The organism is Acidobacteriota bacterium (assembly GCA_016716715.1).
Taxonomy (GTDB): Bacteria; Acidobacteriota; Thermoanaerobaculia; order UBA5066; family UBA5066; genus Fen-183.
The window spans coordinates 14302-29939 of sequence record JADJVE010000002.1 but is presented as its reverse complement, the minus strand read 5'-3'; the positions used below and the strand labels follow the sequence as shown (position 1 = coordinate 29939).

Genomic DNA, 15638 nt, shown 5'->3' with positions numbered 1-15638 from the left:
GCCGCGGTGAACGAGCCTGAGCCGCGTTTCGCGGCCCTCTCGGCGGTGTCCGCCCGCCTGAAAACCCTGGGCGCGGCGGCATCCGCCCGCCTGAAGGTCGTTTCCGCGTGGTGCGGACGGCAGCTCGGCCGTATCCCAAGGCCGGCCTGGTTCGCGCTCGGCGCGACGGCGGTCCTCCTCGTCGCCGCGGCCGTCGTCGTCGTCCTGTACTTCTCCCGAGTCGTCGGGGCGACGATGGACGGCCGGCGCTGGAGCCTGCCGACGCGCCTGTACTCGGACGTCTGGGTCGTGCGGCCGGGCGATGCCCTCGCGGCGGAGGACGTGACGCGCCGGCTCGGGCGCCTGCGCTACGCCGAGGTTCCGAAGCCTCCGCTTCTCCCCGGCCAGTACGCGCTCTCGCCGAAGCGGATCACGGTCTGGGTGAACGACCGCGAGACGGCGTGGGGCCGCACCCCGGGCGTGGCCGTGGTGCTCGAGTTCTCGGGGCGCCGCGTCGCGTCCGTGCGCCGCGCCGAGGACGGCTCGCCGCTTCCGCACGTCGTCTTCGAGCCCGAGGTCGTCGGCACCGTCTTCGACGAGAAGATGCAGGACCGAACGCTCGTCACGCTCGACCAGGTCCCGAAGGTCCTCCTCGACGCGATCCTCACGACGGAGGACCGCGACTTCTTCACCCACGCGGGAATCTCTCCGCGGCGCCTCGTCGGGGCCGTCCTGCAGAGCGTGACGCGCCGCGCCGGAGTGCGCGGCACGTCCACGCTGACCCAGCAGCTCGTCAAGAACATGTTCCTCACGCCCGAGCGCACGCTCAAGCGCAAGGGCGTCGAAGCGCTCATGGCGGTCATCCTCGAGTCGAAGTACTCGAAAACGCAGATTCTCGAGGCCTACCTCAACGAGATCTATCTCGGCCAGCGCGGCTCCGTGTCGGTGACCGGCGTCGAGGAGGCGTCGCGCTTCTACTTCGGCAAGGGCGTCTCGAGGCTCGAGCTCAACGAGGCCGCGATGCTCGCGGGCCTCATCTCGTCGCCGGGCAAGTACTCGCCGTTCCGCAATCCCGACAACGCGCGCCAGCGGCGCGCCGTGGTCCTCCGCGGCATGCTCGAGCAGAAGAAGATCGACAAGGCCGCGTTCGACGCCGCCAGCGCGGCGCCGCTCACGCCGATCGCGTCTCCCCCGATGGGAGTCGTCGCGCCCCACTTCGTGGACTTCGTCCTGAAGCAGGCGAAGGAGATCCCGGGCTACTCGAAGGAGGACGGCTCGTCGGTCTTCACGACGCTCGACCCCGACATGCAGCAGGCCGCGCAGGCGGCGGTCCTGAAGGGGCTCGAGGAGCTCGAGAAGAAGTTCAAGCGCCTGCGTGTCCGTGGCGACGAGGAGCAGCTCCAGGCGGCCCTGATCGCCCTCGACCCCTCCACGGGCTCGGTGCGGGCTCTCGTCGGCGGGCGCGACTACCAGGTGAGCCAGTTCAACCGCGTCGTGCAGGCGCGGCGCCAGCCGGGCTCGCTCTTCAAGCCGTTCGTCTACCTGACCGCGTTCGGCAAGCGCGACCTCGTCCCGCCGATCACGCCCGCGTCGCTCTACGTGGACTCGCCGATCGCGCTCGTGTGGGGCGCGGGCGAGGACGAGACCTGGTCCCCGAAGAACTACGACGGCGAGTACCGCGGGACGATGACGGCCCGCCAGGCCCTCGAACAGTCGATCAACATCCCGACGGTGCGCATCGCCGTCACCCAGACGGCGCCGGGGCGCACTCTCCTGCCCGACATCGTCGAGACGGCGCGCCGCGCCGGAATCTCGTCGCCGCTCAAACCCTACCCGTCGATTGCGCTCGGCTCCTTCGAGACGAGCCCGATGGAGATCGCCTCCGCGTTCTGCACGTTCGCGAACGGCGGGTTCCGCGTGAAGCCGAACGCCCTCCTCGGCCTCGTGACGCCGTCCCTCCGCCGCATGGAGTCGAAAGACGAGCCGATCGTGCGCGGCGCCGACGCCGACGCGGTGTCGGTGCTCGACTCGGTCCTGAGGGGCGTGGTGGACCGCGGGACGGGCGGCTCGGCGCGGCGCCTCGGGGCGCAGGGCATCTTCGCGGGCAAGACGGGCACGACGAACGACGGCCGCGACGCGTGGTTCGTCGGCTTCTCGCCGAGCCTCCTCGTCGCGGTGTGGGTCGGTTTCGACGACAACCGCGGCCTGAACCTCTCGGGCTCGCACGCCGCGCTGCCGATCTGGGCGGACTTCGTCCGTCGTCTGCCGTCCCACTGGTTCGAGACGCCGTTCCCGAAGACGCCCGGCGTCGTCACTGCGTCGATCGACCCGACGACGGGACTCCTCGTGACCGAGGAGTGTCCCGCGTCGCTGGACGAGGTCTTCCTCGAGGGGACCGAGCCGAAGCAACGGTGCCCCCACGGAGGCGGCGGCGCGCCCGGCCCCGGCATCGGGGGAACGGGCAACTGAGGCTGACGCTTCCGCCCCTCGACCTCGACCTCCTCGTGCGCAGCCACGGGTGGTACGACCTGCCCCCGTTCGAATGGGATGCGGAGAAGAGGACCCTGGGATTCAGATTCTTAGAAGGTGAATGCCCCGTGCAGGTGGTTGTGGCGGCGCGCTCGAGCGGTCTGGTCGCAACCGCAGCGCCGCCCTCGCCGCCGCCCTCTTCACCATTCAAAGAAAATCTTCCGGTCTCTTCGAACCTGCCGTCCAGGGCCGCGGTCCGCCGCGCGCTGGATCGGGTCTTCGACCTCCGAGCGGAACTGTCGGGGTTTCATTCCCTCTGCGCCGGCGATCCGCGCTTCGCGTGGATCGCGCGGCGCGGGGCGGGGCGCATCCTGCGCGCGCCGACGCTGTTCGAGGACGCCGTGAAGGTCCTCGCGACGACGAACTGCACGTGGGGTCTCACGAAGGTGATGGTCTCGAATCTGATCGCGCGCTACGGGAACGGCGGCGCGTTTCCGCCGTCTGCCTTCGTTGCAGGGCTCTCCGCCCGCCAGATCGAATCGCTGAAGTTCGGCTACCGCGCGCCGTACCTCGCCGCGTTCGCGGACCGCGTCGCTTCTGGGGCGCTCGACCTCGCGCGCTGGGAGGATCTCGCGCGGCCGGACGAGGACGTCGAGAAGGAGATCCGTGCCGAGAAGGGCTTCGGCCCGTACGCCGCCGACACCCTCGGGCGTCTTCTCGGCCGGCACGGAAAGCTCGGGCTCGACTCGTGGTCCCGCAAGAAGGTGTCCGCCCTGCGGTTCCGCGGGCGCAAGGTCTCCGACGCGCGCGTCGCGCGGCTGTACGCGCCGTTCGGCCCTCACGCGGGCCTCGCGTTCTGGCTGGACGTGACGCGCGACTGGCACGAGGAGAAGGAGCGCCTCTGGCCGTGACGGGCCGCCGTAAGATGGGCGGGGAGATCGCGTGAAGAGAGTCGTCCTCGTTGGGGCCACGGACGGGCTGGGGCGTGCGCTCGCGGCCGAGTACGCGTCGCGGGGTTGCTGGGTCACCATTCTCGGCCGGTCGCCGGAGAAGCTCGGAGCCCTCGTCGCCGAACTGTCCCTGCGCCACCCGGCGGCCACGGTTCGCGGCGTCGTCTGCGACCTCGCGGACGCCTCGCGCATCGAGCCGGCCTTCCGCGAGGCCCTCGAAGCGACGGGACACTGCGACCTCTTTCTCTACAACGCGGGGCTGATGCCCGCCGGCGACGGCGTCACGTGCGATCCGGAAAGCGACGCCGCGACGATGAACGTCAACGCGGTCGCGGCGGTCCGGATGCTCGGCCTCGCGGCGAACTACTTCCGCGCGGCGCGCCGCGGGCACCTTGCGGCGATCTCGTCGATCGCGGGCGACCGAGGCCGCAAGGGCAACCCCGCGTACAACGCCTCGAAGGCGGCGCTCACGACGTATCTCGAAGGGCTGCGCAACCGGCTCTTCCCGTTCGGCGTGACGGTTTCGACGGTCAAGCCCGGCTTCGTCGGCACGCGGATGCTGGACGGGAAGAAGAACCTCTTCTGGGTCGTCCCGCCCGACGTGGCGGCCCGGACGATCGCGGACCGCCTCGAGAAGCGGCACGAGGTCTTCTACGTCTACCGCCGCTGGGCGCTCTTCGGCCTCGCGCTCCACCACGTGCCGCGCTTCCTCTTCAAGCGGGTGGGCCCGCCGTGACGGCGGCCGAGTGCCCGGTTCCCGAACGTGTCGAGGGCTTCGGCCTCTACAACTTCTGCGTGTCGCCGGTCTACCGGCCGTCGTCCGTGGAGGAGCTGGCGTCGATTCTCGCGAACCTCCGCGCCCGTGGCGAGACGCCGGTCTTCCGCGGGGCGGGGCGCTCGTACGGCGACGCGGCCCTGAACCCGGCCGGGCCCGTCGTCGAGCTCACGCGGCTGAACGCGATCCGAAGCCTCGACGCCGAGACGGGAATCGTCCGCGCCGGTGCGGGGCTCACGCTCGGAGAGCTCTGGAAGGCCTCGATTCCGAAGGGCCTCTGGCCGCCCGTCGTCACGGGCACGATGAACGTGACGCTCGGCGGCGCCGTCGCCGTGAACGTCCACGGCAAGAACGGCTGGAAGCGCGGGACGATCGGCGACCACCTCGAGAGCGTCTCCGTGCTGCGGCCGGACGGCCGCATCGAGCAGATCGCCGCCGGCTCGGCCGCGCTGGCGGACGTCGTCGGGAACACGCGCGCGGCGGACCCAATCGTGGAGGTCGCGCTCCACCTCAAGAAGCTCCGCTCGGGTTACCTCGACGTCGAAGGCTTCGCGACTCCGGACCTCGCCGCGACGCTCGCGGGAATCGACGGCGCGAAGGACGACTGGGAGTACGTCGTCGGCTGGATGGACTGCTGGGCGTCCGGGCGCGCGCTCGGGCGAAGCGCCCTGCACGTCGCGAACGAGCACGTTCCGGCGCCCGGCGAGCCGACGGGCTTCTCAGTCGCAGAGCAGCTCGCCGACGTCAAGACGGGGCCGCTGCCGGTCCCGCTGCTCCTCCTCGGGCTGAAGCTCACGGCGCGCGGCCCGCAGATGCGCCTCGTGAACGCGGCGAAGTTCCTCGCCGGCCGCCTCGCGGGCCGGGCGCGTTACCGGCAGTCGCTCGTCGCGTACTCGTTCCTCCTCGACTACGTTCCCGGCTGGAACGAGGCGTACCGCCCGGGCGGCTTCATCCAGTACCAGCTCTTCGTCCCGAAGGAGAAGGCCGAGGAGGCGTTCGCCCGCGCCCTCTTCCTGCAGCAGGAGGCCGAGGTCGTTTCGTCGCTGGCCGTCGTCAAGCGCCACCGCGCCGACACCTTCCCGCGCGGCTACGCGCCGGACGGGTTCTCGCTCGCGCTCGACTTCCCGGTCACGCGCGGCAACGCGGACCGCCTCGTCCGCCTGTGCCGCGGCTTCGACCGCATCCTCCTCGAAACGGGCGGCCGCGCCTACCGCGCGAAGGACTGCGTCGGCACCGTGGACCGCCTCGCGGCGGCGCGCGGCGGGAGGGCCGCGTGAGAGCGGGCCCGTTTCCCGCCGCGCTGGTAGCTCTCGCGGCCGCTTTCGTTCTCACGAGCTGCGGCAGCACCGAGACGCCGACGCAGCCGTCCTCGTGCGTGCCGCTGACCGGGCAGTACGCCGGGACGTTCACGGACTCGTGCGGGGCGAAGACGCTCGACGTCACGCTCTTCCAGACGGGGTGCAAGGTCGTCGCGGATCTGCCGGGCGTCGGCACGCTCACCGGCAACGTGAGCGGCGCGACGCTCGTCTTCGCGATCGGGTTCTCGCCGTGCGGAGGCTCGGCCAGCGGCACGATGACGCTCACCTCGGACGGGGGCCTGACGGGCACCTACGCGGGCCAGGCGACGGGCGGCGGCGCCTGCTGCGGCGCGGTGACCGGGTCGGTCGTCCTCGTCCGGAAGTAGCCCCGGAGCGTCTGCATCATGGGTCGAAGGGGGGAGGCGCGTAGAATCGCGCGATGCGACGCGTTCTCCTTCTTGCCCTGCTCGCCGCCGCCCTCGTGGCGGCGCCCGCGGCGCGCCTCGCGGCCGCATCCCCGTGCGGGGGCTCGGCGCCGATGGCTTGCTGCGCCGGCATGGGCGACGACGACGCCCCGCCGTGCCACTGCTCGCTGAATCCGGTCCCTCCGGCCCCTGCGGTCGTGGTTTCGGCCGACGCTCCGCCCGTCGTGCTCGCGGAGGCGCTTGCGCCCATGGTCGTGGTCGACGCGCCGCTCGCCGTGGACGTCGAGTCGCGCGTCGCGCCGCGCGCGCGCTCGGCGCCGCTGCACCTGCTCTTCGCCGTCCTCCTCGTCTGATCCCCGCGTTGAATCCTTCTCGCGCCGCCTCCAACGAGCGGCTCCGTGAGGCTTTTCAATTTAGGAGTTCCAGATGGTCGGAAGAAGAGAAGATTTTCTTAGAAGGTCCCGAGTGCAGGCCTGCCGTGCCGTGGCTGTCTGCGGCCTTGTCTCGTTGTTCGCGGCCGTTCCCCCGGCGGGCGCCGCGAATGCGGCGCCCGCCCCCGGCGCGCCCGCGGATGCGGGCGCAAGTGCCGCCGCCGAGGCCGACGCCCTCGTCGCCCAGGCGCTGGCTCGAAATCCCGAGCTCGCGGCGGCGCGATCGGAGGCCGCGGCTCTCGCGGCGCGCGCTCCGGCGGCGGGGGTCCTGTCCGACCCGATGCTCTCCGTCGGATACGAGAACGACGGGTCCGCCATCTCCCTCGGTACGGAGCCGATGTCGCGCCTCATCTTCGCGGCCCAGCAGGCGTTCCCGTTTCCGGGCAAGCTCGGGGCCGCGGAGAAGCTCGCGAACGCCGACGCCGCCCGGGCCGCCTTCCGGCCCGAGCGCGCGGCGCTCGCCGTCGCCGGTGCCGTCCGCCGCGCCCATGCGGACCTTCTCGAGGCCCGCGAGAACCAGCGCCTCGTCGACGAGCAGATCGAGACGTGGCGTCAGATGGACGAGACGATTCGCGCCCGTTACGCGGCCGGGATGGGGACGCAGCAGGACGTGATCCGCGCGCAGAGCGAGCGGACGCGCCTCCTTCAGCAGAGGCGGCGCGACCAGGCCGCCGAGGAGGGTGCTCTCGCGGAGCTGCGGCGCCTCCTCGACCTTCCTCCGGACGCGCCCGTCGCCGCTGCCGCGCGGCTTCTCCCCGGAGGCGCGCTCGACGTCCCGCGTCGCGACGAAGCGGTTGCCAAGGCCCTCGACGCCACGCCCGAGATTCGCGACGCCGCGGCGCTCGGCGAGCGCTCGCGGCTCGCGGCAGACCTCGCAAAGCGCGGGTCGCAGCCGGACTTCGTCGTCTCGGCGGCGTACATGAACCGCGGCTCGCTCCCGCTCATGTGGTCCGCCGGCGTCGGCGTGACCGTGCCGATCTTCGCGGGCGCGCGCACGCGGCCGCTCGTCGCCGAGGCGCAGGGGCTCTCCGGCTCCGCGGCCACGACGGAAGCCGCCATCAAGGCGATCGTGCGCGCGCGCGCCGAGGAGCGCCTCATCCGGATGCGCCAGCTCGCGGACGAGGCGCGGCTGGACGCGGAGGGCGTCCTCGTCCAGGACCGCCTTTCGGTGGATGCGGCGCTCGCGAGCTACCGCTCCGGCGCCGTCCCGTTCGTGACCGTCCTCGAGGCTCTCGGGACTCTCTACCAGGACCGCCGCTCCGCGGTCGGGAGGCTCGCGGGCTTCCTGCGCGCGGACGCGGACCTCAGGGAGTCCTCGCTTGACCGCACCGCCTCCGCCTCCGGCGCTTCGACGTCGACGCCTTCGTCGAGCACGGCCGGGATGTAGGGAGAAGAAAATGAATCTGCTTAGAAGGATCCCTTGCTTTCCCCTCGGCATCGCGCTGGTCGTGGGCGCCGTGCTCGCCCTCGGAGGCTGCGGAGGCAAGACGTCGGCGCCTTCCCCGGGAGCGCCGGCGGCGAAGGCGGCGAAGTGGCAGTGCCCGATGCATCCCGAGGTCGTCAAGGACGGGCCCGGGGACTGCCCGATCTGCAACATGAAGCTCGTCCCGATCGAGGGGGCGGCCTCTGCGCCGTCGAAAGGCGCCGGCGCCGCGCCCGAGGGCCTCGCGACGGTCACGATCGACGCGGCCAAGCGGCAGCTCCTCGGCCTCAAGACCGTCGCCGTGACGCGCGCGCCGTTCGCGACATCCATCCGGACGACCGGGCGTATCGCGGCGGACGAGCGCCGCGTCCACCACGTCCACACGCGTTACGAGGGCTTCGTCGAGCACGTCACGGCGGACTTCACGGGCAAGTACGTGAAAAAGGGCGAGGTCCTCGCGCTGATCTACAGCCCGGAGCTCTATGCCACGCAGCAGGAGTACCTGCTCGCGCTCAAGGCGTCGCGCTCGCTCGGGCCCTCCGGCGTCCCGTCCGTCGCGCAGGGCGGGCGCGACCTCCTCGAGGCGGCGCGCCAGCGCCTCCTCCTCTGGGAGATCACGCCCGCCGACATCGCGGCGATCGAGAAGAAGGGAGAGCCCGTCCGCGCGATGCCCGTCTACGCCCCGATCTCCGGGTACGTCACGGGGCGAACCGCGTACCACGGGATGAAGGTGACGTCGGCCGACACTCTTTTCGACATCCTCGACCTGTCCGCCGTGTGGGTGCTCGCGGACGTTTACGAGTACGAGCTCCCGCGCCTCGCCACGGGCGAGAAGGCGACCATGACGCTCTCCTACTGGCCGGGGCGCTCGTGGCAGGGGACGGTCACGTACGTCTACCCGTCCGTGGACGAGAAGACGCGCACCGTGAAGGTGCGCGCCGAGTTCGACAACCCGAAGGGCGAGCTGAAGCCCGAGATGTTCGCGGACGTCACGCTCCACGCCCGGCCGCGCACCGTGCTCCAGGTTCCGGATGACGCCGTTCTCGAGAGCGGCACGCGGAACGTCGTGTTCGTTGCCGAGGGCGAGGGGACGCTCTCTCCGCGCGAGGTCGCGATCGGCGATCGCGGCGAGGGAATGGTGGAAGTCCGGAGCGGACTCAAGGAGGGCGACGTCGTCGTCCGGGGCGCCAACTTCCTCGTGGATTCCGAGTCGCGACTCAAGGCCGCCATCTCGGCGATGGGTACGTCGAAATGATCCGGCGGATTATCCGGTTCTCCGCCGAGAACAAATACCTCGTCATCGCGGTCTACGCGATCGTCATCGTCCTCGCGATCGGCGTCATCAGGAGGACGCCGCTGGACGCGATTCCGGACCTCTCCGACACGCAGGTCATCGTGTTCTCGCGCTGGGACCGCAGCCCGGACATTCTCGAGGACCAGGTCACGTACCCGATCGTGGCGGCGCTCCTCGGAGCCCCGAAGGTCAAGACGATCCGCGGGTTCTCGGACTTCGGCTTCTCCTACGTCTACGTCATCTTCGAGGACGGCACGGACATCTACTGGGCGCGCTCCCGCGTCCTCGAGAAGCTCTCGACGATCCAGTCGCGTCTCCCCGCCGGCGTGAAGACCGAGCTCGGGCCGGACGCGACGAGCGTCGGCTGGATCTACCAGTACGCGCTCGTCGACGAGAGCGGGAAGAACGCGACCGACGAGATCCGCTCGTACCAGGACTGGTTCCTGCGGTACGCCGTGCAGTCCGTGCCCGGCGTCGCGGAAGTCGCGAGCGTGGGCGGCTCCCAGAAGCAGTACCAGGTGACGCTGGACCCGAACACCCTTTCGGCCTATGGAATCCCGCTCGAGTCCGTCGTGGAGGCGATCCGGAAGAGCAACAACGAGATCGGCGGGCGCCTGATCGAATTCTCGGGGCGCGAATACATGGTGCGCGGCCGCGGCTATCTCAAGACCGTCGAGGACATCGGGAAAATCGTCGTCAAGACGAACGAGAAGGGGACGCCGCTGACGGTCCGGGACATCGGGCGTGTCGCGCTCGGCCCCGAGATCCGGCGGGGCGTGACGGACCTCGACGGCAAGGGCGACACCGTGGGCGGCATCGTCGTGATGCGGAGCGGCGAGAACGCGCTCGACGTGATCGACCGTGTGAAGGCCCGGCTGAAGGAGATCGAGCCGTCGCTGCCGCCGGGCCTGAAGATCGTGACGACGTACGACCGGTCGGACCTCATCAAGCGCTCCGTCGACACGCTCCGGTCGAAGCTGATCGAGGAGATCGTCGTGGTCTCGCTCGTAATCCTCCTCTTCCTGTGGCACGTGCCGAGCGCGATCGTCCCCATCGTGACGATTCCGATCTCGGTGATCCTCGCGTTCATCCCGTTCAACGCGATGGGCCTGAACATCAACATCATGTCGCTGGGCGGCATCGCGATCTCGATCGGCATCCTCGTGGACGGCGCGATCGTGGAGGTCGAGAACGCCTACAAGAAACTGCAGGAGTGGAACGACGGCGGCCGGCCCGGAGACTTCCACAGGATCCGGCTCGAGGCGCTCATGGAGGTCGGCCCGTCGGTCTTCTTCTCGCTCCTCGTCGTCGCGGTCGCGTTCCTTCCGGTCTTCACGCTCGTGGACCAGGAGGGCCGCCTCTTCAAGCCGCTCGCGTTCTCGAAGAACCTCGCGATGGCGATCGCGGCGTTCCTCGCGATCACGCTCGATCCCGCGATCCGGATGCTCTTCACGCGCATGGACGGCTTCTCGTTCCGCCCGAAGTGGCTCGCGTGGATCGTCAACCAGGTCACGGTGGGGAAGTACTACGCGGAGGAGAAGCACCCGATCAGCGTCGTCCTGCACCGGCTCTACGAGAGGCCCTGCCGCGCGGTGCTCAACCACCCGAAGACGACGATCGCGATCGCGCTCCTCGCCATGCTCTCGACGGTCCCGGTCTTCCTGAAGCTCGGCTCCGAGTTCATGCCGCCGCTCTACGAGGGCTCGATCCTCTACATGCCGACGACGCTGCCGGGAATCTCCGTGACCGAGGCCGAGCGGCTGCTCCAGACGCAGGACCGCGTGCTGAAGTCGTTCCCGGAGGTCGAGCGCGTGTTCGGCAAGGCGGGCCGCGCCGAGACGTCCACGGACCCGGCTCCGTTCTCGATGATGGAGACGACGGTCATCCTCAAGCCCGAGGCCGAGTGGCGCAAGAAGGACAGGTGGTATTCGTCGTGGGCGCCCGGCTGGCTCGCGAACGGCTTCGGCCACATCTGGCCGAACCACATCTCCCACGACGAGCTCGTCGACGAGATGGACCGGGCGCTCAGGATTCCCGGGACGACGAACGCGTGGACGATGCCGATCAAGGCGCGCATCGACATGCTCTCGACGGGCATCCGCACGCCGGTCGGGATCAAGATCTTCGGGGCGAGCCTCGGCGAGATCGAGCGGATCGGCGCGGAGGTCGAGGCGGCGGTGAAGGACGTCTCGGGCACGCGTTCCGCGTTCGCGGAGCGCGTGGCCGGCGGCTACTTCATCGACTTCGACCTGAACCGTGACGCGCTCGCGCGCTACGGCCTCACGGTGGACGACGCGAACGCGGTCATCATGACGGCGATCGGCGGCGAGACCGTCACGACGGTGATCAAGGGCCGCGAGCGCTACTCCGTCAACGTCCGCTACTCGCGCGAGCTGCGCGAGGACTTCGACCGCCTCGCGCGCGTCCTCGTCCCGACGATGGGGGGCGCCCAGGTGCCGCTCGGCCAGCTCGCGACGATCCGCCAGGTGCGGGGACCGGCGATGATCCGGAACGAGAACGGCCTCCTCTCGGGCTACGTCTACGTCGACTTCGACACGTCGAAGGAGGACGTTGGCGGGTACGTCGAGCGGGCGAAGAAGGCCGTCGCGGCGCACGTGACGCTGCCGCCCGGGTACGCGCTCGTCTGGAGCGGCCAGTACGAGAACATGATGCGCGTCAAGGAGCGCCTCAAGGTCGTCATCCCGGTGACGCTCGTCCTGATCTGGCTCCTGATGTACGCGAACACGAAGTCGGCGATAAAGACGATGATCGTCCTCCTCGCGGTGCCGTTCTCGATCATCGGCGCCGTGTGGTTCCTGTACCTCCTCGGCTACAACCTCTCGATCGCCGTGTGGGTCGGGATGATCGCGCTCATGGGGCTCGACGCCGAGACGGGCATCTTCATGCTCCTCTTCCTCGACCTCTCGCACGCGGACGCGAAGGCGAAGGGGCTCCTGAGGAACCGCGCGGACCTCGTCGAGTCGATCATCCACGGAGCCGTCAAGCGCGTGAGGCCGAAGGCCATGACCGTCTGCGCCGCGTTCTTCGGCCTGATCCCGATCATGTGGTCGACGGGCGCCGGCGCCGACCTGATGAAGCGCATCGCGGCGCCGATGGTGGGCGGCCTCGTGACGTCGTTCGCGCTGGAGCTCCTCGTCTACCCGGCCGTCTACATCCTCTGGAAGCAGCGCGAGTTGCCGGGAGCGCAGGCATGATCGATCCGATGAATCTTCCGACGCTACCCTCCCTGCCGACGCCCGGGACCGAGAAAGACCTCGTCTGCGGCATGAACGTCGACCCGGGCAAGACGAAGCACACCCTCGTCCACGAGGGAAAGGACTACTTCTTCTGCGCTGCGGGATGCCTGGAGAAGTTCCGCCGGGAGCCCGAGAAATATCTGCAGGGCGGCAGCCACGAGCCGATGGAGTCCGCGACGCCCGCAGGCCCGGGAGTCGAGTACACGTGCCCGATGCACCCCGAGGTCGTCCGGCCCTCTCCCGGTTCTTGCCCGATCTGCGGGATGGCGCTCGAACCGAGAACCGTGTCGCTGGACGATGCGCCGAATCCCGAGCTCGTCGACATGAAGCGGCGGCTGCGGGTTGCGGTCGTTCTTACCGTGCCGCTTCTTTTCTTTGAAATGGGCCTGATGGTGGCTCCGAGCCTCGCGACGGCCATTTCGCCGATGGCAAGCGTCTTCGCGCAGCTGTTCCTCTCGACGCCGGTCGTGCTCTGGGCAGGCGGGCCGTTCTTCGAGCGCGGATGGACGTCCGTCAAGACCCGCAACCTGAACATGTTCACCCTGATCGCGCTGGGACGGCGCGGCTTACTCCAGCGCCACAAGAGCGATTGGGTTCCTTATCCCCTTTCTAAGCAGATCTTCTTCTTCTGTCTCTTCAGACCATTCCCCGTGCACGACGTCTACTTCGGAAGCGGCCGCCGTCATCACGACGCTTGGTGCTCCGGAGGCAGGTGCTCGAGCCCGTGGCCGCGAGAAGTACGGGCGGCGCGATCCGGGCGCTCCTCGGCCTCGCCCCGAAGACGGCGCGCCTCGTGACCGCGAGCGGCGCCGACGAAGACGTTTCGATCGAGCGCCTGAAGGCGGGGGACCACGTGCGCGTGCGCCCGGGCGAGCGCGTTCCCGTCGACGGTCGCGTGGTCGAGGGCGCGAGCGCGGTGGACGAATCGATGATCACGGGCGAGCCGGTTCCCGTCGCCAAGAAGGCGGGCGACGCCGTGACGGGCGCGACCGTGAACGGAAACGGCGCTCTCGTCATCGAGGCGCTGAAGGTGGGCGGCGACACCGTCCTCGCGCAGATCGTGCGGATGGTGTCCGAGGCCCAGCGGAGCCGGGCGCCGATCCAGCGGCTCGCGGACAAGGTCGCCGCCGTCTTCGTTCCCGTCGTGATTCTCGTCGCGGCGGCCACCTCGCGGCCTGGGCGCTCTTCGGGCCCGAGCCACGCTTCGTCCACGCGCTCGTGAACGCGGTCGCCGTCCTCATCATCGCCTGCCCGTGCGCGCCTCGGTCTCGCGACGCCGATGTCCGTCATGGTCGCGATGGGCCGCGGCGCGGCGGCGGGGGTCCTCTTCAAGGATGCGGCCGCGCTCGAACGGCTCGAGAAGGTGGACACGCTCGTCGTGGACAAGACGGGCACGCTGACGGAAGGGAAGCCGAAGATCGCTCTGATGAGACCCGTGCAAGGGTGGAAAGAGGATGACTTGCTTCGCCTCGCCGCCTCGGTCGAGCGCGCGAGCGAACATCCGCTCGCGGGCGCGGTCGTATTTTCCGCGAATGAGAAGGAAGCTGGCCTCGCCGCGTCACCGCGCGCGACTTCCAGGCGATCCCGGGCAAAGGGCGCGATGGCCTCAGATCGAGGAGCGTCATCGTAGCCGTTGGTTCTCTTCCCTCATTCGAAGCAGATCTCTCTTCTCTCTTCTTCCCTTTCCTTTCCGCCGTCGAGGTCCTTGCCGAGGCCGACGCCGCCCGTGCGCAGGGCCAGACGATCCTCTTCGTCGCCGTGGACGGGAAGCCTGCGGGGTTCCTCGCCGCCGCGGATCCGATCAGGCCTTCCACGCGCGCCGCGATCGCGGGGATGCACGACCTCGGGATTCGCGTCGTGATGCTCACGGGCGACGCGAAGGCGACGGCGGAGGCCGTGGCAAAGGAGCTCGGCATCGACGAGGTCGTCGCGGGCGTGCTTCCGGCGGGGAAGGCCGGGACCGTGACGCGGCTGAAGAGCGAGGGCCGGATCGTCGCAATGGCGGGCGACGGCATCAACGACGCGCCCGCGCTGGCCGCCGCCGACGTGGGGATCGCGATGGGGACGGGGACCGACGTCGCCATCCAGAGCGCGGGAGTGACTCTCGTCGGAGGCGACCTCTCGGGCCTCCTGCGCGCGCGGCACCTGAGCCGGGCGACGATCCGGAACATCCGGCAGAACCTCTTCTTCGCGTTCGTCTACAACTCGCTCGGGGTTCCGCTGGCGGCGGGCGTCCTCTACCCCTTCTTCGGCCTCCTCCTCTCTCCGATCATCGCGAGCGCCGCGATGAGCCTGAGCTCGGTCTCCGTCATAGCCAACGCCCTGCGGCTCCGGCGGGCTGCCCTGTAGCTCGGCCCGCCGGGAACTCATCGAGAGGGGCCGTTCGGGCCAGTCGCCGGCGCTTCCGGACCGCGAGAAGCCGGAGGACGGAGGGTTAAGCTGCGAGAGGGAACCGGGTACTTCTCGCCAGGGGGACAGGGACGATGAATCGCAGAACGGCTCTTACGAGCCTCGGCACCGCGCTCGGTTTGATCGACGGCGGCATCCGGTCGCCGGGTTCGAGAACGAGCATGCGAGCGCGAGCGGCCGCGTTCGTTCATCTCGCCCTCGGGGCGCGGGAGGCCGGGGCCCATGACACGTGGATTGCGCCTCGAAAACTCCGGGGTGGATATGGCGCAGCCTATCGTCCTCGACGTGACGAGCGGCGGAGCGTTTCCCGCGCTCGACTATGCCATCTGTCCGGAGCGCCGTGGCGCGGGCCGAGGTGCCTGCGCGGCCGAAGCACCCTGATCGGGGAGGAGAAGCAGCGCCTCGTACATTCCCTGCGGATGACCGTGAAGCCCCCGGGAACGGGATCGCGGTGATCGTCCTGACCCTTCCCCCGAAAGAGCTCGAGGTGGACACCGTTGAGAGGTTCTCGCATCCTAACTGTACGGATCGGAAGCTGAAGCCGGCCCGGAACTTCGCAGGTGGGACGGTTTCGCTGGCGCCGAGTCCGAGGTGGAACGGCGATTCTCGCGACGGCCGCTCGCAGCCTGCCCGCCTCGGTCGCGCGACGCCGCATCGCCGAGGAATCCCGGAAGGAGCCGGCTCGGACCCGGCGGCAAGATCGCCCTGCCTGTTCTCGGCATCCGCTGGAGTCCCGGCGGGATCCACGTTCACCTCGTGACGCGTCCTCAAAGCCTCGGCACGCCTTCGCCGAGAAGAACGAGGAGTTTCGCGGCCCGCTCGAAGGCGCCGGCGCGCAGCGGACCCTTGGCCGCACGGACGGTGACGGCCCGGGGTCGTTCACGTGCCCCCGCCCGGGAAGCTGGCTCTTCTCGGAACGGGGAACTCG

Annotated in this window: 10 protein-coding genes and 2 pseudogenes; all 12 read left to right on the top strand. The window is 69.8% G+C overall.

All coding sequences use genetic code 11. The features are described 5' to 3' along the window. Positions 1–6 precede the first annotated feature (6 nt). Positions 7–2448, top strand: a complete 2442-nt coding sequence (locus tag IPL89_02680) for a PBP1A family penicillin-binding protein (GenBank protein MBK9062086.1) — start codon at positions 7–9, stop codon at positions 2446–2448. Positions 2449–2576: 128 nt separating this feature from the next. Continuing rightward, positions 2577–3359 carry a hypothetical protein gene (locus tag IPL89_02675; GenBank protein ID MBK9062085.1) on the top strand — a complete coding sequence of 261 codons (783 nt, stop codon included), beginning with the start codon at positions 2577–2579 and terminating at the stop codon, positions 3357–3359. 31 nt (positions 3360–3390) lie between these two features. Then, positions 3391–4134, top strand: a complete 744-nt coding sequence (locus IPL89_02670; protein MBK9062084.1) for an SDR family NAD(P)-dependent oxidoreductase — start codon at positions 3391–3393, stop codon at positions 4132–4134. After that, positions 4131–5450 carry an FAD-binding oxidoreductase gene (locus tag IPL89_02665; GenBank protein MBK9062083.1) on the top strand — a complete coding sequence of 440 codons (1320 nt, stop codon included), beginning with the start codon at positions 4131–4133 and terminating at the stop codon, positions 5448–5450. The genes IPL89_02670 and IPL89_02665 overlap by 4 nt, the downstream gene beginning before the upstream one ends. Continuing rightward, on the top strand, positions 5447–5857 hold the full coding sequence (locus tag IPL89_02660; protein ID MBK9062082.1) for a hypothetical protein: 411 nt from the start codon (positions 5447–5449) through the stop codon (positions 5855–5857). Before IPL89_02665 ends, IPL89_02660 begins: the two co-directional genes overlap by 4 nt. 53 nt (positions 5858–5910) lie before the next feature. Further along, positions 5911–6249 carry a hypothetical protein gene (locus tag IPL89_02655; GenBank protein ID MBK9062081.1) on the top strand — a complete coding sequence of 113 codons (339 nt, stop codon included), beginning with the start codon at positions 5911–5913 and terminating at the stop codon, positions 6247–6249. 73 nt (positions 6250–6322) lie between these two features. After that, a complete protein-coding gene (locus IPL89_02650; GenBank protein MBK9062080.1) occupies positions 6323–7714 on the top strand; it encodes a TolC family protein in 1392 nt (463 codons plus the stop codon). A 10-nt stretch (positions 7715–7724) separates the two neighbouring features. Then, positions 7725–9005 (top strand): efflux RND transporter periplasmic adaptor subunit, encoded by a 1281-nt coding sequence (locus tag IPL89_02645; GenBank protein ID MBK9062079.1) that lies wholly within the window; start codon positions 7725–7727, stop codon positions 9003–9005. Continuing rightward, positions 9002–12259 (top strand): efflux RND transporter permease subunit, encoded by a 3258-nt coding sequence (locus IPL89_02640; GenBank protein ID MBK9062078.1) that lies wholly within the window; start codon positions 9002–9004, stop codon positions 12257–12259. The genes IPL89_02645 and IPL89_02640 overlap by 4 nt, the downstream gene beginning before the upstream one ends. Next, positions 12256–12858 (top strand): annotated as a pseudogene (locus IPL89_02635) (YHS domain-containing protein). Before IPL89_02640 ends, IPL89_02635 begins: the two are co-directional and overlap by 4 nt. Positions 12859–12889: 31 nt before the next feature. Beyond that, a pseudogene (locus tag IPL89_02630) lies at positions 12890–13931 on the top strand (HAD-IC family P-type ATPase). Further along, positions 13883–14650: an HAD-IC family P-type ATPase gene (locus tag IPL89_02625; GenBank protein MBK9062077.1), complete on the top strand. Its 768-nt coding sequence runs from the start codon at positions 13883–13885 to the stop codon at positions 14648–14650. The pseudogene IPL89_02630 and the gene IPL89_02625 overlap by 49 nt, the downstream one beginning before the upstream one ends. The last annotated feature ends 988 nt before the right edge of the window (positions 14651–15638 follow it).

Excerpts from the sequence above, each read along its gene's own strand:
- IPL89_02655 (MBK9062081.1), top strand. The coding sequence starts at position 5,911 with ATGCGACGCGTTCTCCTTCTTGCCCTGCTCGCCGCCGCCCTCGTGGCG.
- IPL89_02650 (MBK9062080.1), top strand. The coding sequence starts at position 6,323 with ATGGTCGGAAGAAGAGAAGATTTTCTTAGAAGGTCCCGAGTGCAGGCC.
- IPL89_02645 (MBK9062079.1), top strand. The coding sequence starts at position 7,725 with ATGAATCTGCTTAGAAGGATCCCTTGCTTTCCCCTCGGCATCGCGCTG.
- IPL89_02640 (MBK9062078.1), top strand. The coding sequence starts at position 9,002 with ATGATCCGGCGGATTATCCGGTTCTCCGCCGAGAACAAATACCTCGTC.